We start from the raw sequence: 25,126 nt of genomic DNA, 5'->3' as shown, positions 1-25,126 counted from the left end.
CCTTTATTCAAAAAGCCGCTGATGGAACGGCCCTTCCATCCAATAAATATGCTAAGGCGCATCATAAAAGATGATCTACTGTAAAGAGTACGAAACAGCATCTTGCCTTATTCCTCACAAACAACAATTCAGGTTCTTCATTTGCCCGCATGCCCGCCAGCCTCTATAATACGAATAGATATATCATCAAGAAAATAGAACATTAGATGGAGGCAGAAGAAAAGGAATGGGCATAGCAGGAACGTTTCTATTTATGATTGTGATCGGAGCCGCGATCGGTGCGGTGACAAATCATTTTGCCATTCAGATGTTATTTCGTCCGTACCGGCCGTATTACCTGTTCGGAAAACGGGTTCCGTTTACCCCGGGGCTGATCCCGAAAAGACGGGATGAATTGGCAAAACAAATGGGACTCATGGTGACGAACCACCTTTTAACCCCGGAAGGAATAAAAAAGCGGCTGTTGTCAGATACCGTTAAAAACCAGGCGCTTCTTTTCGCCGAACAATTCACACAAAAAATGGCCGCTTCCGAGATGACGGTGCACGAAGCTTTGGCCGCCGCGGGCATCCGGAATCCGCAGGAAAAGACGGATGCCTGGATTGACCGTTTTACCGATGAAAAGCTTTCGGACCTTTACCGGAAATATGAGCACCGCGCCATAAAAGACTGGCTTCCTGATGAGCTTCAGGAAAAGCTGGATGAAAAAATCCCGCTGGCCGCAGATTATATCCTGAAGCGGAGCATCGATTATTTTGAAAGCGAAGAAGGGAAAGACAGGCTCGGAAATATGATTGACGACTTTTTGAATTCCCGGGGGATGCTCGGCGGCATGGTGCAGATGTTCCTCGGCAATTCAAGCTTGGCAGACCGTGTGCTGCCTGAGCTGTTAAAGTTTTTGCGCAATGAGGAAACGAAAAAGCTTCTGGCTGATCTGCTTTCTCAAGAATGGGGCAAGCTCAAATCTTATACACTTTATGAGGCCGATGAAAAGTGGAATGCGAAAGATCTGCTGTTCAGCATGAAAAAGCGGGCTTTGGCCGCACTTCAAACCGCGCCCTTTTTCGAATGCCGGCTCGGTGACATCATCTCCCGTTATGAAGGGGAGATTACGGGGACGTACGCGCCGAAGCTGCTTGATGCGGCACTCGGCGGTATTGCCGCTCATTTGGAGGATGTGCTGAAACGGCTGCGTCTTGAGGAAGTGGTCAAAGAGCAGGTTGATCAGTTTCCCGTTGAACGGCTGGAGGAAATGGTGCTGTCGATTTCCAAGAGAGAATTTAAGATGATAACGTATTTAGGCGGTCTGCTCGGCGGGATAATCGGAGCAATTCAGGCTTTGTTTGTCATTCTTTTCTAAGGAAAACATACGCCGATGATGAAAGTCGCTCCGCAGTCTGTTATAGTGGAGTGGTATGTCCGAAAGGAAGAAAGGAGCGGTTATTATGGCAGTTCATTTTTATGATGCAGCATATGATCTTGAAAAAGCTTTGCGAAACAGTGATGAATACAGCCGTCTGAGAGGGCTTTATGATCAAGTAAACGCAGATGAATCCGCAAAACGCATGTTTGATAACTTCCGCAATGTACAGCTGCAGCTTCAGCAGAAACAGATGTCAGGTGAAGAAATCACTCAGGAAGAGGTAGAGCAGGCACAAAAAACGGTTGCTCTCGTACAGCAGCATGAATTGATTTCTCAGCTGATGGAAGCGGAACAGCGCATGAGCATGCTGATCGGCGAGTTAAACAAAATCATTATGAAACCTCTTGAAGAGCTTTACGGCAGCCCGGAATAAGCTCCACACCCCTCCATCTATGAAATGGAGGGGTTTTTTTATTCAACAGAAAAATCAAGCGAACCTTTTACCGTTCCGTTAATGATGACAGACAGAGTGTGAATTCCCCGATAATGCTTGCGGGTGGTTAAATCTTTAAGGGAATGATGTTTGCTGAAGGTTTTTACGTCTCCGTTATCCATGGCGGACTCCGACATCTTAAACACCTTGCGGCTGCGGTGCCCCCTTTTCTTTACAAAATCAATCGCGTATTCAACCCTGACTTTTTGCCGGGCGGATGAGCGGATCTGAAAAGAAAAATGTATGCTTGTTCCGATGGCGGCCGTTTCCGAATTCAATGTAAAACGTTCCAATGAAATCCGGGAGGCGTCTTCAAACCCGAAAACCGCAAGCGCCTGTTTGTCTCCTCTTTTTAACAGTGTCCTGCAGGCGTGCTTCAAAATCCAGTCCGTGTGCGGACAGCTTCCGAACCGCTCGGCTGCGATCTGTACCAGAAGATCCGGATGTGTTTTGGAGATGTCATTCAGGTTATTCGCCACGCTTTTTCTGACATATAACGAGTCATCCTGCATCAAGCGGTCCAGAACAGGGAGAATCGGAGAAGGATCTTCAAGAAGAGCCGGAATGGAGATTCCCCATGGCAGGCGCGGTCTTGAGCCTTCGCTGGCAAGCCTTCTGACATGTTCGTCCGGATGCTCCGTCCAGGAAAGGAACTCTTTGAACATCCGCTCCCGGTCAAGCCTGATATACGGGCGGACCGCAAATTCGGAAGTGGAAAAACGAGTGAAATACTGAAGCGCCTTCATGGATTCGTCCCAGTGATCCGTTCCGTACTGTTGGACATAATCGGGAAAAATAATCCCGGCGAGCCCTGAGAAGTGGGGAGCTGTCTCATATAAGACGTCAAGCGCCCGTATGTAATCCTTCGGCAGTGTTTCATATAGAGAGTCTGTGATCCGGCGCATCCGCTGTTTTAACGTCAGTCCGGACCAATCTTCCTGAAACATCAGCGCCCGGCACTTGTCCCGCTCAAAAGCCGGATACGCCGATTTGATTCTGTTGAACAGTGCTTCTGCAAATTCTTCGTTATAAATATCTTTTAATAGAGACATGACAGTCACCGCTTTTTTTCTTTTATTATATGAGAATGTATGTTCTCTTTCAACTTTATCATACATTCAGCATAGATATTTCTTCTGATTTTTTTAGTTAAAAAAACCCTTGTTTTTTAATAATATAATTGAGATAATAACTCTGAAAGCGCCTACACTTACAGATGATCTAAGGATACGGTCGCCTATACTGCCTGGTATGTTAAGGGGTAGCAACAGAGAGTAAGTGAAACGAGCGCATCAACGGTCAAATAAGGGGTTCCTGATATATTTCGTAAATAGAAATACACATTGGGGAGAAGGCAGCAAATCGATCGTATCCCAACAAAACGACAGTTCAAAGTCTGCTTGAGGCAGGCTTTTTTGCTGCGGAGAAAAGGTTGTTCTAAACAAAGAGACAGGGTCATATCCTAATGACAAGTACAGTCATCAAGGAGGGGGACTTCTCTGTGTCAAAACAAATGCTGGCGTTAAATATAGACGGAGCGCTTCTTCGCTCTAACGGCAAACTTCATCAGACGACAAAGGATGCCATCGAATACGTCAAGAAAAAAGGAATTTACGTCACACTGGTCACAAACCGCCATTTTCGCTCCGCTCAAAAAGTGGCGAAAATATTAAAGCTGAATGCAAAATTGATTACCCACAGCGGCGCATACATTTCTGAAAAAATAGATGAGCCGTTTTTTGAAAAGAAAATATCAGAAGATCACACGTTTAATATTGTTCAGGTGCTGGAAAGCTATCCATGCAATATCCGGCTTCTTCACGAAAAATATTCGATCGGAAACAAGAAGAAAGTGAACTCCAATCTGGTCGGGAAAACGATGATTCACCCGTCTGACCCGATTTTTTATCCGGTGCAGTTTGTCGAATCATTAAGTGACCTGCTCCTTGATGAGCCGGTTTCAGCGCCCGTCATTGAAGTGCATGCCGAAGATGGCCTGCAGGCTGATATAACGGATACGATAATGAAAGCATTCCCGGCCGTCGATGTGATCCGCGTCAACGGAGAAAAACTGAACATCGTGCCTAAAGGGGTTTCAAAAGAAAGCGGACTTTCGATGGTCGCCGCTGATCTCGGGCTTTCAATGGAAGAGGTTGTGGCTATCGGCCATCAGGAAGATGATCTGCCGATGATCGAGCTGGCCGGTCTCGGCGTCGCGATGGGGAATGCCTCAAATGAATTAAAAAGAAAAGCGGACTGGGTGACAAGGTCAAATGATGAACAGGGAGTCGCCTATATGATTAAGGAATATTTCCGCATGCAGCACCGCAAAGGCTTTCTCGATAAGTTCCATATGAAACGGCCGTAATCAAGAGCCGCAGACGCGAACCGCCGGTCTGCGGCTTTTTCGCGGATTGATTTTAGCCTGTTCTTTCTGTACACTAAAGAAAGTTTTGAATCTGAAAAATAAGGTGATCACATTGCAAATAAAAATAGACGGCATCACGGATGACAGGCTGCATCGTCCGCTGCAAAACATCGCGAATTTATTTTTTGAAGAGTGTGTTCTTGCGTACGGCGAAACGGAGGAGCCCTCTGATCTCGTCATCTCACTTGCCATTTCTCAAGATGCAGACAGCGTGTCGGTATCCGGAGAAATCAAAGGAACCGGCGAAAAGGAACATCACACGAAACCGCTTCTTGCCGGATGGAGCGAAAAAGAAGTATTTAAACAGGTGAAAAACACGCTGTCATATGTCTACTTAAATCTTCTTCAATCGCATACGGGCATGACACAAAAATGGGGAATCTTAACCGGCATCAGGCCTACTAAACTTCTTCATAAAAAGCTGCAGAGCGGCCTGACAAAAGAAGAGGCGCACGCCGATCTGAAAAAAGATTATTTGATCCATGATGAAAAAATCAATCTGATGCAGGAGATCGTCGACCGCCAGCTCGCTGCGGTTCCCGATCTGTACCGCGTCAAAGATGAAGTCAGCATATATATCGGCATCCCGTTCTGCCCGACGAAATGCGCCTACTGCACGTTTCCGGCTTATGCCATTCAAGGACAGGCGGGAAGAGTCGGCTCCTTTTTATGGGGGCTTCACTATGAAATGCAGAAAATCGGAGAATGGCTGAAACGGCATGATATCAAAGTGACGACCATTTATTTCGGCGGCGGCACGCCGACAAGCATTACCGCTGAAGAAATGGATCTTTTATATGAAGAAATGGTCCGCTCTTTCCCGGATGTCGCGAATACCAGGGAGATTACCGTTGAAGCGGGCCGTCCCGACACGATTACGGAGGAAAAGCTGGCCGTTTTAAATAAGTATAAGATTGACAGAATCAGCATTAACCCGCAATCTTATGAAAACGAAACGCTTAAGGCCATCGGCAGACACCATACAGTTGAAGAAACCATCGAAAAATATCATCTTTCCCGCAAACACGGCATGAATAACATCAACATGGACCTGATCATCGGCCTGCCGGGAGAAGGGACGGCTGAGTTCAGGCACAGTCTTGAGGAAACGGAAAAGCTGATGCCTGAATCTTTGACCGTTCATACGCTTTCTTTTAAACGGGCGTCAGAAATGACGAGAAACAAGCATAAGTATAAGGTTGCCGACAGACAGGAAGTGTCCCGCATGATGGATGACGCCGTCCGCTGGACAAAAGAGCACGGCTATACGCCGTACTACTTGTACCGGCAGAAAAACATTCTCGGAAACCTTGAAAATGTCGGCTACTCCTTCCCTGGTCAGGAAAGCATCTACAACATTATGATTATGGAAGAAGTGCAGACGATTATCGGTATCGGCTGCGGCGCGGCAAGCAAATTCATTCATCCGGAAACCGGAAAAATCACGCACTTCGCCAATCCGAAAGATCCGAAATCATATAATGACCGATTCGAGCATTATACAGAAGAGAAAATCAAATACTTAGATGAGATGTTCGTCAAATCTGCATTATAATATCAAAAACGGCACGGAATCAGCGTGCCGTTTTTTTATGTTTAACCGTCTGCAAAAACGGGAAAAGACCATCAGACTGTTATTCGTAAGAGGTGTAATTATGTATGATGTCATAGGAGCGGGAATCGGGCCGTTTAATTTAGGGCTTGCCGCATTGTTAGAGGATATACCAGGAACAGACGCTCTTTTTTTCGATAAAAAGAAAGAATTTGCGTGGCATCCCGGTCTATTAATTAAAGGGACGGATTTACAGGTGGCGTTTCTGGCGGACCTGGTCACGCTCGCCGATCCGAAAAGCCGCTACACGTTTTTAAACTTTCTCCATGAACATGACCGGCTGTACCGGTTTTATACGTTTAATGAATTTGATATTCCGAGACGGGAATTTAACGACTATTTGAGCTGGGCGGCTTCAGAAATCAAATCATGCCGTTTCGGCTCAGAGGTAATCGGTGTGAAAAATGCCGGCGACCATTATGACGTCAGCGTCAAGAACATTGAGGACGGAAGCATCAGTGTCTATCAAACGAAGCATTTCGTCATGGGGACGGGGTCTGAGCCGCTTATTCCCGCAGAGATTGCTGACGAAGCGCGTCAGAACACGATGGTCAGCACGGAATATTTGTTTCGGAAAGACGAGCTCGCCGGCGCCGAATCAATTACAGTAGTCGGCTCCGGACAGAGCGCCGCGGAGATCTTTTCTGACTTATTGCACGATGAACAATACCGCCGCAGCCGGCTGCAATGGGTGACACGCTCCGCCGGATTTCGAGAATTGGAAACCGCCAAGCTCGGGCAGGAAATGTTTACACCTGATTATGTGGAATATTTTAACCGCCTGCCTTTTAAAGAACGGCTGAACACACTCCCTGAGCTGGACGGACTGCGCCACGGCATTGATTCTGACACACTTGCCGCCATTTACGATGCCCTGTATCACAGATCGATCAGCGGAGGTTCGCCTGACGTGTATATTCAGCCGATGGCGGAGCTTGAAAAAATTGAAAAGCAAAACGGGCGCTGCGTACTGAGCTTTCATCAATGGCAGATGGATGAAACCTTTACGGCCGATTCAGAAAAAGTGATATTGGCGACCGGCTTTAAACCTCATATTCCGGAATGGTTTACGGCAATTGCCCCCGATATCGAATGGGAGGATGAGAAACGGTTTAAAGTGACGGCCGATTCCCGTCTTGTCTTTAAGGACGACAGGCGGCATCATTTTTTCACATTAACGAATCTTGATCATGCTCACGGAACGGGCGCTACGAATTTGAAGCTGTCTGTTTACAGAAACCAAAAAATCATCAATACCATTCTGGGAAAAGAGCATTTCTCCATTAATAAAAAAACGGCTTTTCAGCAATTTCTTCCCGCTCAAAAAAACTGACCTCTTATGAAGAGGTCAGCTTTTTTTTTATGATTTCTGCGGCTTCTTTTCAGGCGTCTTCCATTTGAACACGCTGTTCAACAGGAGATATATCCGCTTCGATTCTTTCGTGAGTAAAGGGCCGAAGATGGCCAGTATCAGAACATATAAGGCGGCGAAAGGTTTAAGTGAAGCGGACAGGCCGCCGGCGATGCCGAGATTTGCGACGATAATGGAGAATTCGCCGCGGGACACAATGGTCAGCCCGATATTGGACGATGCTTTATGAGAAAGCCCCGCCCGGCGCCCGGCGATCATGCCGGCGATAAAGTTTCCGGCAATCGTCAGCAGAACGGCGCCGAGGGCAAGCCATACCGCATCTCCGAGTGAAAACGGATCAATGCTGAGACCGAAGCTGAAGAAAAACATGGCCCCGAAAAAGTCACGGAACGGCACGACAAGATGCTCAATCCTGTCAGAATGGGCCGTCTCCGAAAACACGAGTCCGAGCAAGAGCGCGCCGATCGCTTCAGCGACATGAATCGTTTCGGAAAAGCCGGCAATGAAAAAGAGCGCGGCGAAAATGACGATGACAAATACCTCGTTTGAACGGATATCAAGCAGCTTGTTCAGCAGAGGCGGCAATTTTCGGGCGGCAATGAAAAACAGCAGCATATATCCGAAAGCGATCACGATTGACATCAGCGCGCCTCCGACAGACGTCGCGTCTCCCAGAACAAGCCCGGAAACGACGGACAAGTAAACCGCCAGAAAGATATCCTCAAACATAATGATGCCGAGAATCAGCTCCGTTTCCGGATTGGCCGTGCGCTTTAAGTCGACAAGCACCTTTGCGACAATGGCGCTTGATGATATCGTGATGACGCCCGCCAATACAAGCACTTCCAAAAAGGAAAAGCCCGTGATAAAGCCGTAGATCAGCCCTAAACTGAAATTAATCAGAATATAAATCGTTCCGCCGGCGGCGATTGAACGTCCGGATTTGACTAATTTTCCGACCGAGAATTCAAGCCCGAGGTAAAAGAGGAGGAACAGGACGCCCATCCGCCCGAAAAATTCAATCACTTCCCGGCTTTCGATAAACGTCAGGTCAATGATGCCCGCTTGGGGCGCGTGCGGCCCGACGAGCATTCCTAAAATGATCAGGAAGGGGATGATCGAGAATTTAATTTTATTGGCGATGACACTCGCAATGGCCACAAGAACTAATGCCGTACCGACTTCAAACACGAGATGGTCCATAAACAGATCACACTCCGTCTCTGGAGAGGAAGTCTCGGATCAGTTTCTTCAGATGCTTTCTTTCACCTGAGAGGACGAGTGTATCGTTTGCTTCAAGGAGCGAATCAGCGCCCGGGTTTAAAAACTTTTTCTGGTCATGCTTAATGATGGCGATGACCGTCACGTCATAGTTCTGGCGCACATCCAGTTCGCCGAGCGTCCGCCCTGCCGCTTTTGCCCCTTTTTCAACTTTAAACCATTCGATAATCAGATCGCTGAACGCCATTTCAATCGATTCAAGCGCCTGCGGTTTGTACACCATCCCGCCGATAATCGCGGCAATCTGTCTTGCTTCCGCATCATCAAGTGAAATGCTTGCCAGAAGCTCATCAGGGTCGCGGTCATCGAATCTGTAAATTTCCCGCCTGCCGTCATCATGAATGATGATCGTCATTTTTTCATGATTTCTCGTTTCGATTTCGAATTTTTTCCCGATGCCGGGCAGATCGTTTTCTTTAATATTCATAAAAAATACCTCCGGAATATACTGTTTTTACACCGTAAATACAGATTGGCAATGAGAAATGGTCTGATGCCGGAGGTAATTTGACTGGTATTGTATCGGGATGGCGCATGTCCTTTCCATTGTGGAATCAATGAATTGATCAAGAGGTTTGACAGATAACAGGGAGATCATCCGGGATAACGCACCGTATCCTTTTGACAGGCCTTGCGGAGCGGTTTTGGTTTGAACCGGCGTCTTTGCCGAATCCGTTTCCTGCGGGTAAACCGAAATTTGTACATGGCTGTCTGTTTCTGTCACCAATTGGGAAGGAAGAGCGACATCCGAAGGGGGGAACAGCACCATAAAAAAGCTCAGTAATAAGCTGAGTATCACATATTTCATTATCGGCGTTTTTCCCCCCTTTTGTTTTGTATATCAATTTCACTATATAAAAATGTATGTTCAGTTTCAAATGATATGCATTTTTCGGTATCCGTTGACCTTGAAAAATAAAGGAGTTTTGCTTCGGGGAAAGGAATATATCATTTGAACAAAATATGTAAGCGGATTCAAGGGGGATGTAAACATGCAGTATATTCGTTATGAAGAAAAGGGAAAGATCGCAGAGATTGTGCTGAACCGGCCTGACAGTTACAACGCGCTGAATGAACAAATGCTCCGGGAATTGGAAAATGCATGCGTTATGGCAGCCGACAGCGAAGCGCTTATCGTGCTTTTACGGGGGGAAGGCCGGGGATTTTCCGCGGGCGGTGATATTCAGATGATGACGTCGGATCATGATTCAGGAGAATATGAACGGCTCATGAAAATGATCGAATCCATTACGCTGACCCTCTATGATATGAAAAAAATTGTGATTGCCGCCATCCACGGAGCCGCGGCGGGGCTCGGGCTGAGTTTCGCGCTGTGCGCCGATATGGTGCTCGCCGAAGAAAACGCCCGCCTCGCGATGAATTTCATCGGCATCGGATTGGTTCCCGACGGAGGAGGCCATTATTTATTAATGAGACGCGTCGGTGAGATCGAAGCGAAAAAACTGATTTGGAGCGGTGAAAAATTGCCGGCTGAAAAAGCGGTGCGGCTCAAGCTGGCCGACGGGCTGTTCAGCGGAGGTCCTGCGGAGGGGGCACAACCGTATATCGACCGATTGCTGCATGCGCCGCTGTCAGCGATGATTGAAACGAAGGCTATTTATCAGAGCCTCCATATCAGCCGGTTAAAAGACGTTTTGTCTCTTGAACGAAAGGCCCAGGAAAATATGAGAAAAACGGATGATCATAAAGAGGGCATCCGCGCCTTTTTAGAAAAACGGACGCCGCAATTTAACCGGTAAAATACAGAAGCCGGAAAGCTTCTGTTATCTGTGGAATAAAATCAGCTTTCCGGCTTCATTTACCAAGCGATGAGTACTGTTCTCAAGCTTTTTTTCCTTTAACAAAGCCTCTCCGGCGGCCTTCGCCTCCGCCTCATTATCCGCTTCGATCCGTTCATTCAGCAGCGTTTCTCCCGACGCATGGAATGCGGTCAATACATATTGTCCCATCATGTCACCCCCTTTATAGAATGATATTCTGATAAAGAATTTAAAATCCTCCATTAATTTTTACCCATTAATAGTATATAATGGGTCAAGGAAGGAGTTGGATTCGTGCTTACAATTGAAAACGTAACGAAGACATTCGGCAGCTTTACCGCTGTTGACAATTTGAACCTGCAAATACCTGAAAGGGAAATGTTCGGGCTGCTCGGCGCAAACGGCGCGGGAAAAACGACGACCTTTCGGATGATTTTAGGTCTTTTAAGCCTGACTGACGGGCATATCACCTGGAAAGGGCAGCCGGTCAATTATTCCATCAGTGAAAAAATCGGCTATCTCCCGGAAGAGCGGGGGCTGTATCCGAAAGTGAAGGTGAGTGACCAGCTTGTCTATCTGGCGAGATTAAAAGGAATGGGCAAAAAAGAGGCGGAAAAAGAGCTCATGACATGGCTCGAGCGGTTCGGCATTACAGATTACAAGAATAAGAAAGTCGAAGAGCTGTCGAAAGGAAACCAGCAGAAAATCCAGTTCATTTCGGCCGTCCTGCATAAGCCTGAACTGCTGATTCTCGATGAACCTTTCAGCGGTCTTGATCCGGTGAATGTCGAGCTGCTGAAAGAAGCGGTTATTTCTTTGAAAAACAGCGGCGTTTCCATCGTTTTTTCAAGCCACCGAATGGAGCATGTGGAAGAGCTTTGCGAGAATTTATGCATTCTCCAGAAGGGAAAACCCGTCGTTCAAGGCAATCTGAAAGACATTAAGCGGTCTTTCGGCAAAAAAAATGTCACCGTTCATTCAGATGATGACCTCAGCTTTTTAAAAACGCATGAAGGCGTCGTGAAATGGAAGGAAACAAATGACGGGATCAGACTGCAGGTCGCGAATGAACCTGTTTCTCAGGATATTTTCCGGGCGCTTCAAGGGAAAGGTTTTATACGGAAGTTCGAATTGGAAGAGCCGTCACTGCATGATATTTTTATAGAAAAGGTGGGGGCCGTTTATGAATAAATTTTGGATTATGCTGTTTCATACATATAAAAACAAAATCACGACAAAGTCATTCATTATTTCGACCGCCATTACCGTTTTATTAGTATTAGCGGTGACCAACCTGCAATCGATTATTTCCGTTTTTCAATCGGATGACGGCAAGCAGCAAATCGCAGTGATTGATGAAACGGGCGGGCTGTACCCGGCGTTTGCAAAACAGCTTAAAGCGGCGGATACAGACAATGATCTGCAGGCAATGGAGACGAAGGAGTCCGAAAAAGATGCCGTAAAGCGTGTCAAAGACGGTGAATGGGACGGACTGTTTATCATCAGACAAGATCAAAAAGGAACGATAACAGGAGCATACAAGGCGCTGACCATTTCCGATGAATCAGCGTATAAACTGCTCAAGCAGGCTTTAACCCAGACAAAAACCGCTGTCGAAACCGCCAAGCTCGGCATTTCGGCAGAAAAAGTCAGCAGCCTCTACACTCCGCCGGAAGTCAGCAAAGACGCGCTGGAAAAAGGGGCGAAGTCTGAGGAAGAGCTCGGTCAGGTAATGGGGCTTGTATACATCATGCTGTTTGTCATCTACTTCTCAGTTATCATGTACGCAAGCATGATTGCGATGGAAGTGGCGACGGAAAAATCGTCCCGCGTCATGGAAATTTTAATTTCAAGCATGCCGCCGATTCAGCAGATGTTTGCCAAACTGTTCGGTATCGCGCTCGTGGGGATCACACAGTTTGCGGTGCTGATTGCAGCGGGTTATCTCTCACTGAAGCTGAACCCTCAAAATGATGCGTCGTCGCCGATCAGTGCATTTCTCAATTTTACGGATGTTCCCGTCTCGACGATAGTCTATGCCGTCATTTTCTATTTACTCGGCTATTTTCTTTACGCGACGCTTGCCGCGTTTCTAGGCAGTGTTGTCAGCCGGATAGAGGACGTACAGCAGACGATTCAGCCGATGGTTTTTTTAGTCGTGGCAGGTTTTATGATCGCCATGTTCGGCATCGGCAATCCTGACGCCGGTTTTATTACCGTTACATCTTACATTCCGTTTTTCACGCCGATGATTATGTTTTTACGCGTCGGGATGCTCGATATCCCGTTTTGGCAGGCTGCGGCCGGAATCGCCCTGACACTGCTCACTATCGTGATCTTTGCGGCGGTCGGCGCGAAAATTTACAAAGGCGGCGTTTTGATTTACGGAAACGCCAGCGGATTCAAAGCGATCAAACAAGCGCTGCGCATCTCCAAAAAATAAGTGAAACAGCCCGGAACAGCCGGGCTGTTTTTTTATTTTGCAGAACGTGCATTCGTATAAAAACGGTGCTAAAATAAGGGTAATTCAATTTGCAGAAAGGGGAGGGCGAGATGGCTGATCTGACGTTTATTCATGCCGCTGACCTGCATCTGGACAGCCCGTTTTACGGCATTTCGAATCTGCCTGAACCGGTATATGCGCGTATTAAAGAAAGCACATTTCACAGCGTCCGCCGACTGACGGACGGGGCACTCCGGGAGCAGGCAGATTTCGTGCTGCTTTCTGGGGATCTGTTTGACGAAGCCAACAGAAGTTTAAAAGCCCAGCTGTTTTTGAGAAAACAGTTTGCGAGATTACATGAAGCGGATATCCAAGTGTTCGTCATATTCGGCAACCATGATCATTTGGGCGGTAAGTGGACCCCGATTGAATGGCCGGAAAATGTACATATCTTCACCTCGGATACACCGGAGGAAAAATCTTTCTTTAAAAACGGAGAGCTTGCGGCAAGCATATACGGATGCAGCTATCAGGAAAGAAGCGTAACGGTCAATCAGGCGGCCCGTTACCGCAAAATGACCGGCGCGCCTTATCATATCGGCATGCTCCACGGCATGTTATCAGGAGCGGAAGGGCATGACCCGTACTGCCCGTTTACGAAAGAAGACCTTGAAAAAAGCGGCATGGATTACTGGGCGCTCGGACACATTCATAAACGGCAGGTTCTGTCCGCCCAGCATCCCGCCGCCATTTACCCCGGGAATATTCAAGCCCGGCATTTAAAAGAAACCGGACCTAAGGGATATTATCTCGTCCGGGCGGCAAACGGTGAGATGTCTTGGGAATTCAAAGAAGCGCATGATGTGTTATGGGAGGAAATTGATCTTGATATCTCCGGAGCTGAACATATGACTTCACTTCTGAAAACCGCATCGGATACATTCTCCGGCTTGCGCGCGGCGGGCCGCCCGGCATGTGTCAGGCTGGTGCTTCGCGGCGCAGCGCCCCGCTTTTGGACGGAGGCACCCGCAGGCATCGCGGAGGAGCTTCTTTCCGCTTTACAGGAGGAAGAGGCCGAAGAGGAATGTTTCGTCTGGCCGCTTGCGCTTGAGGATCGGACGGACGAAACAGACAGCGTGCCGCCCGATCCGTTTTTTAAAGGGCTGCTTCAGGACATAGAACAATGCGCGGACATGAGCGGTGTATTTGAAGCCCTTGAGCGTCATCCCGTATACCGGCGTCAGGTGGCTTCATTTACAGATGAAGAGATGCTGGATATTAAACGGCAGGCTCAAGCCGTTTTAAGACGCCAAATGAAGGAGCTTCAGCGATGAAAATAACGGCAATGCATATTTACCAATATGGAAAATTTTCCGACCGAAGTTTTCAGCTGTCTGATTCTCCCGTGCAAGTGATCTACGGGTTAAATGAAGCGGGTAAAACGACATTGATGTCCTTCATCAAAAGCGTGCTGTTCGGTTTTCCGAAATCAAAAAAATACGAACCGAAAAACGGCGGGGTTTACGGCGGCACTGTGGAATTGAAGCATGGCGATCACGGTGCCGTCAAAATCGAACGGACAAAAGGCGCTGCCGAAAAAGTCAGAGTGTATACGGCTTCAGGTGAAATCAAGGACGGAGAATGGCTCAAACAGCTTCTCTCCGATACAGATCGGGCGCTGTACGAAGCGATCTATTCGTTTGATGTATTCGGACTGCAGGAGATTCAAGCTTTTAACCGGGACAAAATCGGCGAGTTTCTCCTGTATTCGAGCTTATTCGGGTCGGAAGCGGCGGCAAAGCTTGACGGGCGACTGGCAAAAGAACTTGACAGGATGTATAAGCCGAACGGGCGGAACCCCCGCTTAAATCAGGAGTTGGATACATTAAAGCGGCTCAGCGCCCAGCTGAAACAGGCGGAAGCTGCGGAAGCGGGCTATCACAGCCTTTTGGAAGAGAAAAAAAGCGCCGGCGGCCGTTTGCAGGATGCCGAAGCACGATTGAAAGACATAACTGAAGAAATCAAAACAGTAAAATCGATGATAGAAGCAAAGCCGCTCGCAGACAAAAAATCAGCCTTGGAAAGCGAACTTTCTTCTTATCCGGAAGCATTGAAGCAATTCCCGAAGGACGGAATGCATCAGCTTGAAAAATACGAATCGCATCTCCATCCGAAAGCGGCCCGTCTTGAGGGGCTTCGGGCAAAAGCGGCTGAACTCAGACGGCAGGCTGAGCTGCTCGCTCCAAATGAGGTCTTGCTGCAAAAAGAGCGGCAGCTGCAGGAGCTTTCCGGCGAGCAGCATATGTATGAATCGCGCGGCGAACAGCTTGCCGCCATCCAATCACAGATACGGCAGACATCTGCCCGCGTTTCGTCAGGATTGCAGCAGCTCGGAAGACATGAGGAGGACGGCATTCTTTCACTGAACACCGATTATGAATATGAATGGCGGCTGCAGGAAGCCGTGCAGAGCGCCGGACAGGCTAGAGAAAGAAAGACACAGCTTGATGCGATTTTCGAACAAGCGCGGCTGGAGCTGGAAGAAGCCGAACGAAAACATGCCGTGACGGCGGAAAACATTTTGGACCCCGCTGTCAGGAAAGAAAAAGAAGCCGCTTTACAAGCATATAAGCAAACGGCTGATACAGAAGGAAACGAATGGCAGGCACATGTTCAGCATCTGGAAAAACAGCGCGCCAAACAAAAAAAGCTCTTTCTCGGTGCGGGCATTCTGTTCATTGCGATTTTCGCTATGTTAAAGGAATGGCTGCCCGCCGCCCTTTTTACCGGTGCTCTGCTGCTGTATATGCTGTCCGGCACGCAAAAACCGCTGCCGTCAGAAAGAGGAAGGCCCGGACACAAGAAAAAGAAGCCGGCGATCTCCAAAGAAGCGGCTGATCTTCTGCAGGAAGAGCTTTGGCGTGACGGCCGGCACCGGCAGCAGCTGATTGCGGATCAAGCCGTGCTTGAACAGAAAGAATCGGCATATGAAAGGGTCATCCGCCAATATGAAGAATGGGAGGCCGAAATGGCGCCGTCTGAAAAACAGGCGGAACTTTTTATGAAGGAACTGGGGTTTTCAGGAAGTCCTGCCCATCTTCTTGACGCATATCATGTGATGAAAGATGTCAAAAAAGAAATCCTTAACAAGCATGAGCTGACCATTGAAGAGGGCAGGCTGCAAAAGCTGCAAAGAGCATTTGAGGACCGGGTCAAAAAGCTGAGTCCTTCAGACGGAAGGGAGCTGTCCGTAAAAGAAAGACTGCACGTTTTGCTGGCTCAGGCGGAACGGGCCCGTGAGGAAGCAAAACGAAAACAGGCGCTCGAAACGGATCTGCTGCATGCACAAGAGCAAATGCGTGAATTAAACGAAGAAGTTCATTACTACGAACAGCAGGTCAAACAGCTTTTCATGGCGGCAGGCGCAAAAAACCGCGAACACTTTTGTGAACTCGCCAGGCTGAATGAAAGCCGCCGGGAAACAGAGCGGCAGCTGCGCGAAATCAAAACGCACTTGTCCGGCATAGGCGGAAAACAGCTGGAGCCGTACATGAGCCGCACAGTATCCGAACTTGAACATACAGTCGTTCAAAAGGAAACAGAGAAAAAAACGCTTGAGGAAAAAAGCGCCCAGCTCCGTGAGCAAACCGCTTTATTAACGGTGAAGCAAGAGCAGCTGGAGTCCTCGGGGCTTGTATCCGATTTAAAACAGCAGACAGAAATGCAGAAGGAGCGCGTGAAAAAAACCGCTAAAGAGTGGGCCGCATTACAGACGGTCAGACACATTATAAGGGAAAAAATGGAGCGGCATAAAAAAGTGACGCTTCCCCGTCTGTTAGAAACCGCCGGTGCATTATACGGACCGCTTACGGACGGACGCTACCACAAATTGTATTTCTCCGAGGCTGATGATTCCATTATGGTCATGCGGAAAGACGGAACGGTGTTTTCTGCAGGCGAACTCTCACAGGCGGCATGCGAGCAGCTTTATGCGGCGATTCGTTTTGCCCTTGCGTCAGAGAGGGAATCTGCGGTATCACTGCCGTTTTTACTTGATGACAGTTTTGTCCATTTTGACAGGCAGAGACTGCAGCGGCTGTTTGATGTGCTGAATCAGCTTTCAGAAGGCGGGCGGCAGATACTTTATTTCACCTGCCATGAGCATGTCAGCCGGTCTTTTCAAAGCGGACAAGTCATGCGGCTCCTGTCATAAAAGAGTTTATTTTCAAAAAAGAGGTATGTGCTATACTGGTATTATGTAAGATATGGAGGGAGCTTTTAATAGAATGGCAAAAGGTATTATGCTGCACGAGGTCGGCGAGCAGGTCGATCAATACTTTCTGATTAAATCTTCGACTAAGGGAATCGCAAGCAACGGAAAACCATTCCTGACGTTAATGCTGCAGGACCAATCGGGAGATATCGAAGCGAAGCTGTGGGATGCCAAGCCGACTGATGAAGTAACGTACGCGGCGCAGACGATCGTGAAGGTGATCGGAGATGTCCATCACTATCGCGGACGAAACCAGCTTAAGCTGAGAAACATCCGGCCGGCCGGCGAGAACGAAAATGTCAGCATTGATGATTTTCTGGAAACGGCGCCGATTCCGAAAAACGAAATGATGGAAACCGTCACTCAATACATTTTTGAAATGAAAAATCCAAACATCCAGCGGATCACAAGACATCTGGTCAAAAAATATGCGGCTGAGTTTATGGATTACCCGGCGGCGGCTAAAAACCACCATGAGTTCGTCTCCGGGCTCGCGTATCATGTAGTGTCCATGCTGAACCTGGCAAAAGCGATTGCCGATCTGTATCCGTCTCTTGACCGGGATTTACTGTATGCCGGAGTCATTCTGCATGATCTAGGCAAAGTAAAAGAGCTTTCAGGCCCCGTCTCCACAACGTACACCGTGGAAGGGAATCTGCTCGGACACATTTCGATCATGGTGACAGAGCTTTCAAAAGCAGCCGAAGAGCTTCAGATTGACGCTGAAGAAGTGCTGATTCTGAAGCATTTGATTTTAAGCCATCACGGAAAAGCGGAATGGGGAAGCCCGAAACCGCCGATGGTGAAAGAAGCGGAAATTCTGCACTACATTGACAATCTGGATGCAAAAATGATCATGATGGACAGAGCGCTGGAACGGGTGAAGCCGGGCGAATACACAGAGCGTGTATTTGCGCTTGAAAACCGTTCTTTCTACAAACCGACTTTCCATCAATAAGATAAAAAGGCCGATTCTCTATGATCGGTCTTTTTTACGTTCAGCTCTCATAACTTGTCTTTATCAAGCATAGCTTAGAATAAAGACTCTGGGTGAAAAAGGGAGGAAACCGACGTGCTATTTTTTCCTTGGTGGGTATACCTTTGCATTATCGGAATTATTTTCAGCGCTTATAAGCTTTTTACAACAGCTAAAGAAGAGGAAAAGCTTGACCAGTCGTTTATTGAAAAAGAAGGAAGGGTATATATTGAACGGATGGAACAGGAACGCGAGCGCCGTATGGCGGCGCCCGCAGGTGAAAACGGGGATGCAGAAGAAAACTCCAATCATTCCATCGCATAAAAAAACTGTGCGGCTCGCCGAGAGCCCGCACAGTTTTTTTATTTAGATTGAGAAGATGATGATGTTGAAGTGTTAAACGTGTCTTTTAAGTCTTTGTCTTCAACTTTTACGTCAGCTTTTTTCATGACTTTTTGAATTGCCGCCTGTACAGCTGAGTTGTCGTTTAATTTCTGCTTAAGAACTTCTTCTTTCAGTTCTTTTTTCATGTCATCATATTTGCCGCGTTCTTCTGTCTTTTTGATGATATGATAACCGAATTTGGTTTTGACCGGATCGCTGACTTGTCCGACTTTCAGGCCGAATGCAGCTTTGCTGAATGTTTCATCCATTGACTTTTTATCGAACCAGCCAAGGTCGCCGCCGTTGTCTTTTGAGCTGTCAGTTGAATATTCTTTCGCAAGCGTTTCAAACTTCTCGCCTTTTTTCAGCTTTTTCTCCACTTCGTCAGCTGTCTTTTTGTCAGCGACAAGGATGTGGCTCGCGCGGATTTTACCTTTTAAGCCGTCGTAATATTCTTTCGTATCGGAGTCAGTCACTTTGATGTTGTCTTTCGCCGCTTTTTGTGCAAGCAGTTCGTACTTCACCTGATCTTTCAGGTAATCTTCGCCGTACTGCTGTTTAAGGGCGCTGTACTGATCGCCGAGCTGCGTTTTGTACTCTTTCAGCTTGTTATCGATTTCTTTATCCGATACTTTGTATTTTTTTGCTAATACTTTTTCTTGTACGAGCTGTGTCAGCACACTTGCGCCCGCGGTTTTTTTCATGTTCGTGTAGAGCTCGCCTTTTGTTACATTTCCGGCATCCGTCTTGGCAATCACGTCGTTGTCGCCGCTGCTGCAAGCGCTGAGAGCCAGGACGCTCGTTGCCGTAATAGCTGCTATCGCGATTTTCTTCATTCCATTAAACACTCCTAATCATCCAAATTAAATTGCATATGCGTATCATAACATATTGTGGCTTTCTGTAAAAAGATTTTAAATAAAGGGCATTCGTCTAGTCAAACTTTTTCCTGATACATACAAATATATTGATCATGAAAAGGAGGTAATGAACCATGGGCGGAGGATATTCAAACGGTTTCGCACTGCTCGTAGTACTGTTCATATTGCTTATTATCGTAGGTGCAGCTTACATTTGTTAAGCGAAACGGATCGCTTTTTCTAAAAGCGGTCCGTTTTCTTACCCGGGCGCCTAATCGTTTCAGAAGTAAATTGCATATGATGTAATTGGAAAAATAAAACGTTTTGTAGGAGGTGCTTTTGGAGATGGGTGAAGTATTTGCAGGCGGTTTTGCATTATTGGTTGTTCTGTTCATCTTATTGATCATCATCGGCGCTTCTTGGCTTTATTAAGAAAAAAATATGGCTGTCGGGGGTCAGACCTCCGTCAGCCATATTTTTTTGCCTGTTTACACAGTAAAGGAGATCTCGACGAATGAAGAGATCAGTAAAATTAAAATAGATACATTAATAAAACGGAATACCTTATCCTGCCGGTCTTCAGGAATCTCTCTGACAAGGCATAATGTATTTGTGAGCCTGTTTATGAAATAAAGAATAAACAGGGCAGCCACGATAAAATAGAATAAAATGATGGGAGATTCCCCCTCTCTCTGAACTGCTCCCATATTACATTACCAAATATTTATTAAAAAAGATAGAATGTAACCTGAAAAATCAGCGGGACATCAAGACTCCGGCACTTTTTTTACTAAAATATCAAAACCGTCGGATTCCTGGTCAATCAGACATGATTTGGGCGCTTTGACCAGATGGAGCGCAAACAGAAGATCAGGCAGGCAATACCCCGCATGAATGCTCGAAATCATATAAAAGTAATGAGCGTGTCTCGGAAATGCCAGTCCGGCATAAAACAATAACGGCGTAATGAATAAAAACGGGCTGATCGTTGAAATCAGCATCGTCGTTTTCGGTATGCCTTTCCATGTCGGCATCCGCAAGAAGTACATTTTCATTTCCTTTTTTCTTTTTTTACAGATCATCGGCAGGACATGTATGACTTTATGTACAAATAAAGTAACAACGAGCAGAACACAAAAAGCAAACACGTGTCCGTCACTTAAACTGATATTCGGACGCAGCAGCCCGAATGCCAAGAAGTTGCATATAAAAAACAGGATCATAAAACCTACAGCAGTCAATAATAAACGAACCGCACCATAATCTTTGATCAGATTAATGGTTTTCCAGCAATTCATCAGAGTCATCCTTCCGTACAAAGATGGAATACAATCTCAAAATAATTTACTCTCTTCAGGAGAAAAAATCAATCCTTTTTTAAAGAAAAAAATAAACCTGGAAAGAGAAGAACAGAAGAGCTCGGTGAAACATGGAAATGTACGGTTTAACCTTTCTTCTCCATTCATTATCAGCTAAAATAAGATTAAAGATAGAAAGAAGTGAAACGGATGGATTCAATGGATCAGCGTATCGGGCGTTTAGAATATTACATACAATTGCTGGTGAAAACGGTGGATATGGATAAGTACCCTTTTTATGCGATGATGATTGAAAAAGGGCTGACCGAAGAAGAAGGAGAAGAGGTCGGGCGGATCTGCCGCGAATTGGAGGACGAGCTGGAGTCGCAAAAAGCGCAAGGCTTTGTGACGTTTGACAAGCTCCTTGCGCTTTTTGCGGGACAGCTGAACGAAAAATTAGATGTTCATGAAACGATTTTTGCTCTGTATGAGCAGGGGCTTTATACAGCGCTGATGGAAGAATTTATTGAGATTATGAAGCACTTTGATTAACTGTTGATCGGTTCCAGCTCTTCAGCCGTTTCATGGGCAGCCGATTCGTCTGTTTTTTTCTTCAGCCTTCCGTCTTCACTATCAAAATCATTGTTTATGTTTGTCAATGATTTCTCGAATATCTCCATAAAATCTTCTCCGTAAATGTGGCGGATGACACAGGTTAATTCTTCAACCTCAGGAAACTTCCCGAATAAGTGGTAGATCGGCTGTGAGCCTTTAAACACAGCGTTTCTCGACGGATCAAACTCCTCAAGCAGGCTTTCGAATACATTTTCCCCTTCTTCTGTTAACTGAATGTACGTGTTCCGTTTATCATTCAGCCGCTTGGAAAATTTCAGATATCCCCGTTCTTCAAGCTTTTTTGAAAAGTTAAATGCAGTTGATACGTGCATAACGCCGAATTTGGCGATTTCTGAAATAGAAGCTCCTTTAAGCTGATAGGCAATCCATAATATATGATGCTCATTAATATTAAGGTCGTACGGCTTCAGCCAATTCTGCCAGTCTTTCTCGATAGATTTCCAGAGCGCTTTGGACAGCTGTGCCATTTTTTGGGTATAGATTAAAGCTTCTTTTAGATCGTAAGGCGGTTCAACACGATTCAATACAGATCACCTGCTTCACATTTTCTTTTCCTCTATTATGCCAATAAAATAAAGATTAATAAAGATGAAAATTTAAGAATTTTATAATAAATTCTTAATCCGTTGCTGGGAAAGGCTTTAAACCGCAAAAAAAAGTGCGGAACGCAATATGTCCGCACTTTTTTTGGTTGTATAGGATATTAGTTTTGTAAGGTTTTCTCCAGCTGTCTGATTTTCTCTTCGATATCAGCGATTTCCTTTTGGAGATCCTGCTGGTGCGGCTTGATTTCCTCCTGCCACCTTTTAATGCTGGTCTGAAGCTCTCCGCCTACGTCTTTAATGACTTCTGCGCTTTCTTTCGCCGTTTGGACAAGCTGATCCTTAAGCGCCATTCCGTCTTTTTTTAACCGTTTGATTGTGTCCTCAATTGAATTGCAATTCGCTTTGATTTTGCCCCGCAGCTCTTTTCCGGATGAAGGAGCCGAGAGTAACACCGCTGCGCCTCCGATCAATCCGCCTACGAAAAGGCCTGTTAAAAGGGAACGTCCGTCAGCCATTTGAAATCACCCCGTTTTTTTTCTCATAACTTTTATCATTTTTGTTCAGAAGAATAAACTTCTATACATAGCTTGCTTTATTTTAGCATATTTTTTAAGGGAAAAGGAGGGAGAAGGTTGTCTGTCTTTATGATTGTTTTATCTTGTATGGCTCTTGTCTTTGCGGCGGGCGCCGTTTATTACCTGAAACTGCTCGGCCAGGCCGCTTCTTATCCGCCGAAGCGGGTCGTCCGCCAAAAGGCCATTGTCTGCTCAGCAGGAACCGCCCTCGCATTGTTCCTTATCTTTTTCACAAAACTTCTCGTATAAAACATGCTGAAACACATTAAAAAACCTCTTCCGGCCGGAAGAGGTTTCGGTATGCGGTTATTACACCGTTTCAATCATATTGGACCGTTTTAAGATCGTCTGCACAATCGGATGCATAATGATAATGGCGATCGTATTCAGCGCAGCCGCCGGAAGGACGACCGCGAGCACCAATGCGGTGAATCCGCCCGGCAGGCCGACAATCAGAAGGGCCAGCGCCAAAAAGAGCAAACCGGAGATGAAGGTGCCGGCTATCGTAATGACGGCGGCGGCCGCTGTTTTCACGCTCTTTTTCACCAAAAGCGCCAGCGCGAGAAACAGAAACGCCGTTACCGGTTTTTCAATGATATTCGGAAGCTGTCCGCCCGGAAAAGATGTCGTGAGTGCGGAAATGATTCCCGTTACAATCCCGATCATCAGCACGTTCTGCACACGGGGGAATAACAGAATACCCATAAACATCATCACAAGCATCATATCGGGTTTCATTCCGAATAATACCGGCGGCATAATGGAATGAAGCACCGCTCCGATTGCCGCAAACAGGGCCATAATGACTAATTCTTTTGTTTTCATACTAAGCTCTCCTCTGCTAAGCTTTTTCGCCATCCAATAATATGCTCGTCATTTATTGCGATGGCCGGAAAAATTGATATGCAGACAGTATATCAAAGGAACCGTTATGTTAGAAGAAATTTATTCGTTTTCCTGCTGGAACTTTCTCATAAACTGAGCCAGTTTTTCACAATCAGCCAGGCTGACGGCGTTGTAGATAGACGCCCTGCAGCCTCCGACTGAGCGGTGGCCTCCGAGTCCGATCATTTTAGCCGCTTTCGCTTCTTCAACGAATTTTTTCGTGAGACTGCTGTCTCGGAGGGTGAACGTGACGTTCATGTGAGAACGGCTGTCTTTTGCGGCATGCCCCGCGTAAAACCCGCCGCTTGCGTCGATTGTGCCGTACAGGACATCGGCCTTTTCCTGATTGCGCCGTTCAGCCGCTTCGACACCGCCGTTTTCAGCCAGCCATTCAAGGACGAGGCTCAGCATATAAATCGCAAATGTAGGCGGCGTATTATACAGTGAATCGGCTTTTGTGTGAGTGGAGTATTTCAAAATTTTAGGGACGTTGGCGTTTTCGTTTTCAAGCCATGATTTTTTCATGATGACGACCGTGACGCCGGACGGCCCGAGGTTTTTCTGGGCTCCGCCATAGATGACATCAAACGTTTTGACATCAATTTTTCTGCTCAGGATGTCGCTTGACATGTCGGCTACGAGCGGGATCGGTGAATTCGGGAACTCTTTCCACTGCGTTCCGAAAATCGTGTTGTTTGACGTAATATGCAGATAGGCGCCGTCTTTGATTCCTGAGAGGTCCGCTTCCGGTATGTGGTTGTGGTTTGAATCTGCGCTTGTTGCCGTGACGGATGTGTTTCCGAACAGTTTCGCCTCGGCGAGTGCTTTTTCAGACCATGCGCCCGTTACGATGAAGTGCGCCGTTTTTTCCGGTGTTAAAAAGTTCATCGGCAGCATGGAGAATTGAAGGCTTGCGCCGCCTTGAAGAAATAAAATATCATAATCGTCGGGAATATCCATCAGTTCTTTCAGAAGGCTTTTGGCTTTTTGGTGCACCGCGTCATATTCTTTGCTCCGGTGGGACAGCTCCATGACGGACATGCCGGTATCATTGAAGTTGACAAATTCTTTTTGTGCTTTTTGCAGCACATCCAGTGGAAGGGCTGCGGGTCCTGCATTGAAATTCGTTGTACGTTCCATGTTTACGATCTCTCCCTGTTTTCCGCTTTAGTGTAAGAAATAATACAATTATCCTATCACAATTTTTTGATTTTTTTGATATAAAAAAATATAATTTATGTTTTTTGTGTTTCCGGACGCAAAAAAACCTCATCTTTAAGATGAGGCAAGCCGTTTTTTGACGGTTGAAGCGATCTCCTGAAGATCGTCAGGCGTATAGTCTTCGGCGTGGGTCTTCCAGACAGCCCCGAAACCGTCGCCTTTTCCGTAACGCGGAATGATATGCATGTGAAAATGGAACACCGATTGGCCCGCTTTTTCACCGTTGTTATTGAGAATATTCAGCCCGATCGGCTCGAATTCATCGCGGATGGCGCGTGCGATTTTCGGCACCGCTTCAAAATATTCTTTAGAAAGCTCAGGCGTAAACTCGTACACGTTTTCGATATGTGTTTTCGGAATCACGAGCGTATGGCCTTTTGTGACCTGGCTGATATCAAGAAACGCCACGACATGTTCATTTTCGTATACTTTTGAAGACGGAATGTCACCGGCAATGATTTTGCAGAAAATACAATCGTCCGCTTTGTGCATAGATGGGTTTCCTCCCTGAAAAGAAATATATGTATATTCTCATCGTACCACAAAAGCGGCCAAAACAAAAAACAGGATGAACGGCTGCGCGTTCACCCTGATGCAGAAGTACGAGCTTTATCACAGAAAATTGAATATGCCTTTTGTAAGCACCTCATTTGTTTTTAAAATGAAGACTTATGGGTCTGCTTAATCATTCCTGGGACAA

Annotated in this window: 29 protein-coding genes; 16 read left to right on the top strand and 13 right to left on the bottom strand. The window is 46.6% G+C overall.

The genetic code is table 11. From position 1 onward, the window contains the following. The first annotated feature begins 226 nt into the window (after positions 1-226). Both OQ477_RS10335 and OQ477_RS10330 read left to right on the top strand, forming a co-directional pair. Positions 227-1,360 (top strand): DUF445 domain-containing protein, encoded by a 1,134-nt coding sequence (locus tag OQ477_RS10335; RefSeq protein WP_265972318.1) that lies wholly within the window; start codon positions 227-229, stop codon positions 1,358-1,360. Between the two features lie 85 nt (positions 1,361-1,445). After that, entirely contained in the window at positions 1,446-1,796 is a 351-nt protein-coding gene (locus OQ477_RS10330) for a YlbF family regulator (protein ID WP_014720937.1), read from the top strand. Between the two features lie 38 nt (positions 1,797-1,834). Here the strand turns inward: OQ477_RS10330 and OQ477_RS10325 are convergent, their stop codons facing one another. After that, the gene (locus OQ477_RS10325; RefSeq protein WP_265972317.1) at positions 1,835-2,974 is read right to left on the bottom strand and encodes a DNA alkylation repair protein; all 1,140 of its coding nucleotides are present in this window, start codon (positions 2,972-2,974) and stop codon (positions 1,835-1,837) included. A gap of 383 nt (positions 2,975-3,357) precedes the next feature. Between OQ477_RS10325 and OQ477_RS10320 the strand changes: the two genes are divergently transcribed. From OQ477_RS10320 to OQ477_RS10310, 3 genes are all read left to right on the top strand, one after another. Beyond that, the gene (locus OQ477_RS10320; RefSeq protein WP_007409237.1) at positions 3,358-4,224 is read left to right on the top strand and encodes a Cof-type HAD-IIB family hydrolase; all 867 of its coding nucleotides are present in this window, start codon (positions 3,358-3,360) and stop codon (positions 4,222-4,224) included. 112 nt (positions 4,225-4,336) lie between these two features. Further along, a complete protein-coding gene (locus OQ477_RS10315) occupies positions 4,337-5,839 on the top strand; it encodes a coproporphyrinogen III oxidase (protein WP_265972316.1) in 1,503 nt (500 codons plus the stop codon). A 100-nt stretch (positions 5,840-5,939) separates the two neighbouring features. Further along, positions 5,940-7,229, top strand: a complete 1,290-nt coding sequence (locus OQ477_RS10310; RefSeq protein ID WP_265972315.1) for a lysine N(6)-hydroxylase/L-ornithine N(5)-oxygenase family protein — start codon at positions 5,940-5,942, stop codon at positions 7,227-7,229. A gap of 27 nt (positions 7,230-7,256) precedes the next feature. Here OQ477_RS10310 and OQ477_RS10305 read toward each other — a convergent pair whose 3' ends face one another. Genes OQ477_RS10305 through OQ477_RS10295 form a run of 3 tightly spaced genes read right to left on the bottom strand, consistent with a single transcriptional unit; the run spans position 7,257 to position 9,357 of the window. Beyond that, complete coding sequence (locus tag OQ477_RS10305) at positions 7,257-8,471, bottom strand: cation:proton antiporter (RefSeq protein ID WP_003155266.1); 1,215 nt, start codon at positions 8,469-8,471, stop codon at positions 7,257-7,259. 7 nt (positions 8,472-8,478) lie between these two features. Beyond that, positions 8,479-8,976 (bottom strand): cation:proton antiporter regulatory subunit, encoded by a 498-nt coding sequence (locus OQ477_RS10300; RefSeq protein ID WP_265972314.1) that lies wholly within the window; start codon positions 8,974-8,976, stop codon positions 8,479-8,481. Positions 8,977-9,003: 27 nt separating this feature from the next. Continuing rightward, positions 9,004-9,357, bottom strand: a complete 354-nt coding sequence (locus tag OQ477_RS10295; protein WP_014417322.1) for a hypothetical protein — start codon at positions 9,355-9,357, stop codon at positions 9,004-9,006. Positions 9,358-9,541: 184 nt separating this feature from the next. Here OQ477_RS10295 and OQ477_RS10290 point away from each other — a divergent pair, with 184 nt between their 5' ends. Then, complete coding sequence (locus OQ477_RS10290; RefSeq protein ID WP_044053066.1) at positions 9,542-10,309, top strand: enoyl-CoA hydratase; 768 nt, start codon at positions 9,542-9,544, stop codon at positions 10,307-10,309. A gap of 24 nt (positions 10,310-10,333) precedes the next feature. Here OQ477_RS10290 and OQ477_RS10285 read toward each other — a convergent pair whose 3' ends face one another. Continuing rightward, positions 10,334-10,519, bottom strand: coding sequence for a YhzD family protein (locus tag OQ477_RS10285; protein ID WP_015239502.1), 186 nt, complete (start codon positions 10,517-10,519; stop codon positions 10,334-10,336). Between the two features lie 105 nt (positions 10,520-10,624). On the opposite strand from OQ477_RS10285, the gene OQ477_RS10280 reads away from it, so the two are divergent. The 6 genes from OQ477_RS10280 (at position 10,625) to OQ477_RS10255 (ending at position 18,346) form a co-directional block, all read left to right on the top strand. Continuing rightward, the gene (locus OQ477_RS10280) at positions 10,625-11,521 is read left to right on the top strand and encodes an ABC transporter ATP-binding protein (RefSeq protein ID WP_007409231.1); all 897 of its coding nucleotides are present in this window, start codon (positions 10,625-10,627) and stop codon (positions 11,519-11,521) included. Continuing rightward, positions 11,514-12,773 carry an ABC transporter permease gene (locus OQ477_RS10275; protein ID WP_032871100.1) on the top strand — a complete coding sequence of 420 codons (1,260 nt, stop codon included), beginning with the start codon at positions 11,514-11,516 and terminating at the stop codon, positions 12,771-12,773. The genes OQ477_RS10280 and OQ477_RS10275 overlap by 8 nt, the downstream gene beginning before the upstream one ends. A gap of 110 nt (positions 12,774-12,883) precedes the next feature. Then, on the top strand, positions 12,884-14,107 hold the full coding sequence (locus OQ477_RS10270; protein WP_265972313.1) for a metallophosphoesterase family protein: 1,224 nt from the start codon (positions 12,884-12,886) through the stop codon (positions 14,105-14,107). Then, positions 14,104-16,986 (top strand): ATP-binding protein, encoded by a 2,883-nt coding sequence (locus OQ477_RS10265; protein WP_265972312.1) that lies wholly within the window; start codon positions 14,104-14,106, stop codon positions 16,984-16,986. Before OQ477_RS10270 ends, OQ477_RS10265 begins: the two co-directional genes overlap by 4 nt. A gap of 73 nt (positions 16,987-17,059) precedes the next feature. Then, on the top strand, positions 17,060-18,004 hold the full coding sequence (gene yhaM / locus OQ477_RS10260; protein ID WP_003155251.1) for a 3'-5' exoribonuclease YhaM: 945 nt from the start codon (positions 17,060-17,062) through the stop codon (positions 18,002-18,004). A 114-nt stretch (positions 18,005-18,118) separates the two neighbouring features. After that, positions 18,119-18,346: a sporulation YhaL family protein gene (locus OQ477_RS10255; RefSeq protein WP_032874329.1), complete on the top strand. Its 228-nt coding sequence runs from the start codon at positions 18,119-18,121 to the stop codon at positions 18,344-18,346. A 38-nt stretch (positions 18,347-18,384) separates the two neighbouring features. Here OQ477_RS10255 and OQ477_RS10250 read toward each other — a convergent pair whose 3' ends face one another. Further along, on the bottom strand, positions 18,385-19,242 hold the full coding sequence (locus tag OQ477_RS10250; RefSeq protein ID WP_032874331.1) for a peptidylprolyl isomerase: 858 nt from the start codon (positions 19,240-19,242) through the stop codon (positions 18,385-18,387). A gap of 158 nt (positions 19,243-19,400) precedes the next feature. Here OQ477_RS10250 and yhzE1 point away from each other — a divergent pair, with 158 nt between their 5' ends. Next, positions 19,401-19,487, top strand: a complete 87-nt coding sequence (gene yhzE1 / locus OQ477_RS10245) for a sporulation protein YhzE1 (RefSeq protein ID WP_017417375.1) — start codon at positions 19,401-19,403, stop codon at positions 19,485-19,487. A gap of 124 nt (positions 19,488-19,611) precedes the next feature. Beyond that, positions 19,612-19,698, top strand: coding sequence for a sporulation protein YhzE2 (gene yhzE2 / locus OQ477_RS10240; RefSeq protein ID WP_003155248.1), 87 nt, complete (start codon positions 19,612-19,614; stop codon positions 19,696-19,698). 56 nt (positions 19,699-19,754) lie between these two features. On the opposite strand, the gene OQ477_RS10235 is transcribed toward yhzE2, so the two are convergent. After that, the gene (locus OQ477_RS10235) at positions 19,755-19,973 is read right to left on the bottom strand and encodes a hypothetical protein (protein ID WP_003155245.1); all 219 of its coding nucleotides are present in this window, start codon (positions 19,971-19,973) and stop codon (positions 19,755-19,757) included. A 60-nt stretch (positions 19,974-20,033) separates the two neighbouring features. Next, entirely contained in the window at positions 20,034-20,564 is a 531-nt protein-coding gene (locus OQ477_RS10230) for a DUF3267 domain-containing protein (protein WP_007409225.1), read from the bottom strand. Positions 20,565-20,774: 210 nt separating this feature from the next. On the opposite strand from OQ477_RS10230, the gene OQ477_RS10225 reads away from it, so the two are divergent. Further along, positions 20,775-21,116 carry a YhaI family protein gene (locus OQ477_RS10225; RefSeq protein WP_003155243.1) on the top strand — a complete coding sequence of 114 codons (342 nt, stop codon included), beginning with the start codon at positions 20,775-20,777 and terminating at the stop codon, positions 21,114-21,116. Here OQ477_RS10225 and OQ477_RS10220 read toward each other — a convergent pair. Together OQ477_RS10220 and OQ477_RS10215 are read right to left on the bottom strand one after the other, a co-directional pair. Next, a complete protein-coding gene (locus tag OQ477_RS10220) occupies positions 21,113-21,724 on the bottom strand; it encodes an HTH-type transcriptional regulator Hpr (protein WP_007610395.1) in 612 nt (203 codons plus the stop codon). The two genes, OQ477_RS10225 and OQ477_RS10220, sit on opposite strands and share 4 nt — an antisense overlap. Before the next feature lie 179 nt (positions 21,725-21,903). Then, the gene (locus tag OQ477_RS10215) at positions 21,904-22,260 is read right to left on the bottom strand and encodes a YtxH domain-containing protein (protein ID WP_007409224.1); all 357 of its coding nucleotides are present in this window, start codon (positions 22,258-22,260) and stop codon (positions 21,904-21,906) included. A gap of 117 nt (positions 22,261-22,377) precedes the next feature. Between OQ477_RS10215 and OQ477_RS10210 the strand changes: the two genes are divergently transcribed. Further along, positions 22,378-22,569 carry a hypothetical protein gene (locus tag OQ477_RS10210; RefSeq protein ID WP_007409223.1) on the top strand — a complete coding sequence of 64 codons (192 nt, stop codon included), beginning with the start codon at positions 22,378-22,380 and terminating at the stop codon, positions 22,567-22,569. Between the two features lie 60 nt (positions 22,570-22,629). Here OQ477_RS10210 and OQ477_RS10205 read toward each other — a convergent pair whose 3' ends face one another. The 3 genes from OQ477_RS10205 to OQ477_RS10195 form a co-directional block, all read right to left on the bottom strand. Further along, entirely contained in the window at positions 22,630-23,145 is a 516-nt protein-coding gene (locus OQ477_RS10205; RefSeq protein WP_029325969.1) for a tryptophan transporter, read from the bottom strand. A 120-nt stretch (positions 23,146-23,265) separates the two neighbouring features. Continuing rightward, positions 23,266-24,345, bottom strand: coding sequence for a 3-phosphoserine/phosphohydroxythreonine transaminase (gene serC, locus OQ477_RS10200; protein ID WP_265972310.1), 1,080 nt, complete (start codon positions 24,343-24,345; stop codon positions 23,266-23,268). 135 nt (positions 24,346-24,480) lie between these two features. Further along, positions 24,481-24,918, bottom strand: a complete 438-nt coding sequence (locus OQ477_RS10195; protein ID WP_265972309.1) for an HIT family protein — start codon at positions 24,916-24,918, stop codon at positions 24,481-24,483. Positions 24,919-25,126 lie beyond the last annotated feature (208 nt).

The organism is Bacillus sp. ChL18 (assembly GCF_026241425.1).
Taxonomy (GTDB): Bacteria; Bacillota; Bacilli; order Bacillales; family Bacillaceae; genus Bacillus; species Bacillus velezensis.
The sequence above is the reverse complement of the archived record's forward strand: the minus strand, read 5'-3'. Positions and strand labels throughout refer to the sequence as shown.

What these genes read in the sequence shown, in the direction of transcription:
- OQ477_RS10225 (WP_003155243.1), top strand. Translation starts at nt 20,775, where the DNA reads ATGGATTCAATGGATCAGCGTATCGGGCGTTTAGAATATTACATACAA.
- OQ477_RS10330 (WP_014720937.1), top strand. Translation starts at nt 1,446, where the DNA reads ATGGCAGTTCATTTTTATGATGCAGCATATGATCTTGAAAAAGCTTTG.
- yhaM (WP_003155251.1), top strand. Translation starts at nt 17,060, where the DNA reads ATGGCAAAAGGTATTATGCTGCACGAGGTCGGCGAGCAGGTCGATCAA.
- OQ477_RS10195 (WP_265972309.1), bottom strand. Translation starts at nt 24,918, where the DNA reads ATGCACAAAGCGGACGATTGTATTTTCTGCAAAATCATTGCCGGTGAC.
- OQ477_RS10295 (WP_014417322.1), bottom strand. Translation starts at nt 9,357, where the DNA reads ATGAAATATGTGATACTCAGCTTATTACTGAGCTTTTTTATGGTGCTG.
- OQ477_RS10290 (WP_044053066.1), top strand. Translation starts at nt 9,542, where the DNA reads ATGCAGTATATTCGTTATGAAGAAAAGGGAAAGATCGCAGAGATTGTG.
- OQ477_RS10335 (WP_265972318.1), top strand. Translation starts at nt 227, where the DNA reads ATGGGCATAGCAGGAACGTTTCTATTTATGATTGTGATCGGAGCCGCG.
- OQ477_RS10305 (WP_003155266.1), bottom strand. Translation starts at nt 8,471, where the DNA reads ATGGACCATCTCGTGTTTGAAGTCGGTACGGCATTAGTTCTTGTGGCC.
- OQ477_RS10205 (WP_029325969.1), bottom strand. Translation starts at nt 23,145, where the DNA reads ATGAAAACAAAAGAATTAGTCATTATGGCCCTGTTTGCGGCAATCGGA.
- OQ477_RS10250 (WP_032874331.1), bottom strand. Translation starts at nt 19,242, where the DNA reads ATGAAGAAAATCGCGATAGCAGCTATTACGGCAACGAGCGTCCTGGCT.
- OQ477_RS10270 (WP_265972313.1), top strand. Translation starts at nt 12,884, where the DNA reads ATGGCTGATCTGACGTTTATTCATGCCGCTGACCTGCATCTGGACAGC.
- OQ477_RS10310 (WP_265972315.1), top strand. Translation starts at nt 5,940, where the DNA reads ATGTATGATGTCATAGGAGCGGGAATCGGGCCGTTTAATTTAGGGCTT.
- serC (WP_265972310.1), bottom strand. Translation starts at nt 24,345, where the DNA reads ATGGAACGTACAACGAATTTCAATGCAGGACCCGCAGCCCTTCCACTG.
- yhzE2 (WP_003155248.1), top strand. Translation starts at nt 19,612, where the DNA reads ATGGGTGAAGTATTTGCAGGCGGTTTTGCATTATTGGTTGTTCTGTTC.
- OQ477_RS10235 (WP_003155245.1), bottom strand. Translation starts at nt 19,973, where the DNA reads ATGGGAGCAGTTCAGAGAGAGGGGGAATCTCCCATCATTTTATTCTAT.
- yhzE1 (WP_017417375.1), top strand. Translation starts at nt 19,401, where the DNA reads ATGGGCGGAGGATATTCAAACGGTTTCGCACTGCTCGTAGTACTGTTC.
- OQ477_RS10215 (WP_007409224.1), bottom strand. Translation starts at nt 22,260, where the DNA reads ATGGCTGACGGACGTTCCCTTTTAACAGGCCTTTTCGTAGGCGGATTG.
- OQ477_RS10285 (WP_015239502.1), bottom strand. Translation starts at nt 10,519, where the DNA reads ATGGGACAATATGTATTGACCGCATTCCATGCGTCGGGAGAAACGCTG.
- OQ477_RS10230 (WP_007409225.1), bottom strand. Translation starts at nt 20,564, where the DNA reads ATGAATTGCTGGAAAACCATTAATCTGATCAAAGATTATGGTGCGGTT.
- OQ477_RS10265 (WP_265972312.1), top strand. Translation starts at nt 14,104, where the DNA reads ATGAAAATAACGGCAATGCATATTTACCAATATGGAAAATTTTCCGAC.
- OQ477_RS10300 (WP_265972314.1), bottom strand. Translation starts at nt 8,976, where the DNA reads ATGAATATTAAAGAAAACGATCTGCCCGGCATCGGGAAAAAATTCGAA.
- OQ477_RS10325 (WP_265972317.1), bottom strand. Translation starts at nt 2,974, where the DNA reads ATGTATGATAAAGTTGAAAGAGAACATACATTCTCATATAATAAAAGA.
- OQ477_RS10275 (WP_032871100.1), top strand. Translation starts at nt 11,514, where the DNA reads ATGAATAAATTTTGGATTATGCTGTTTCATACATATAAAAACAAAATC.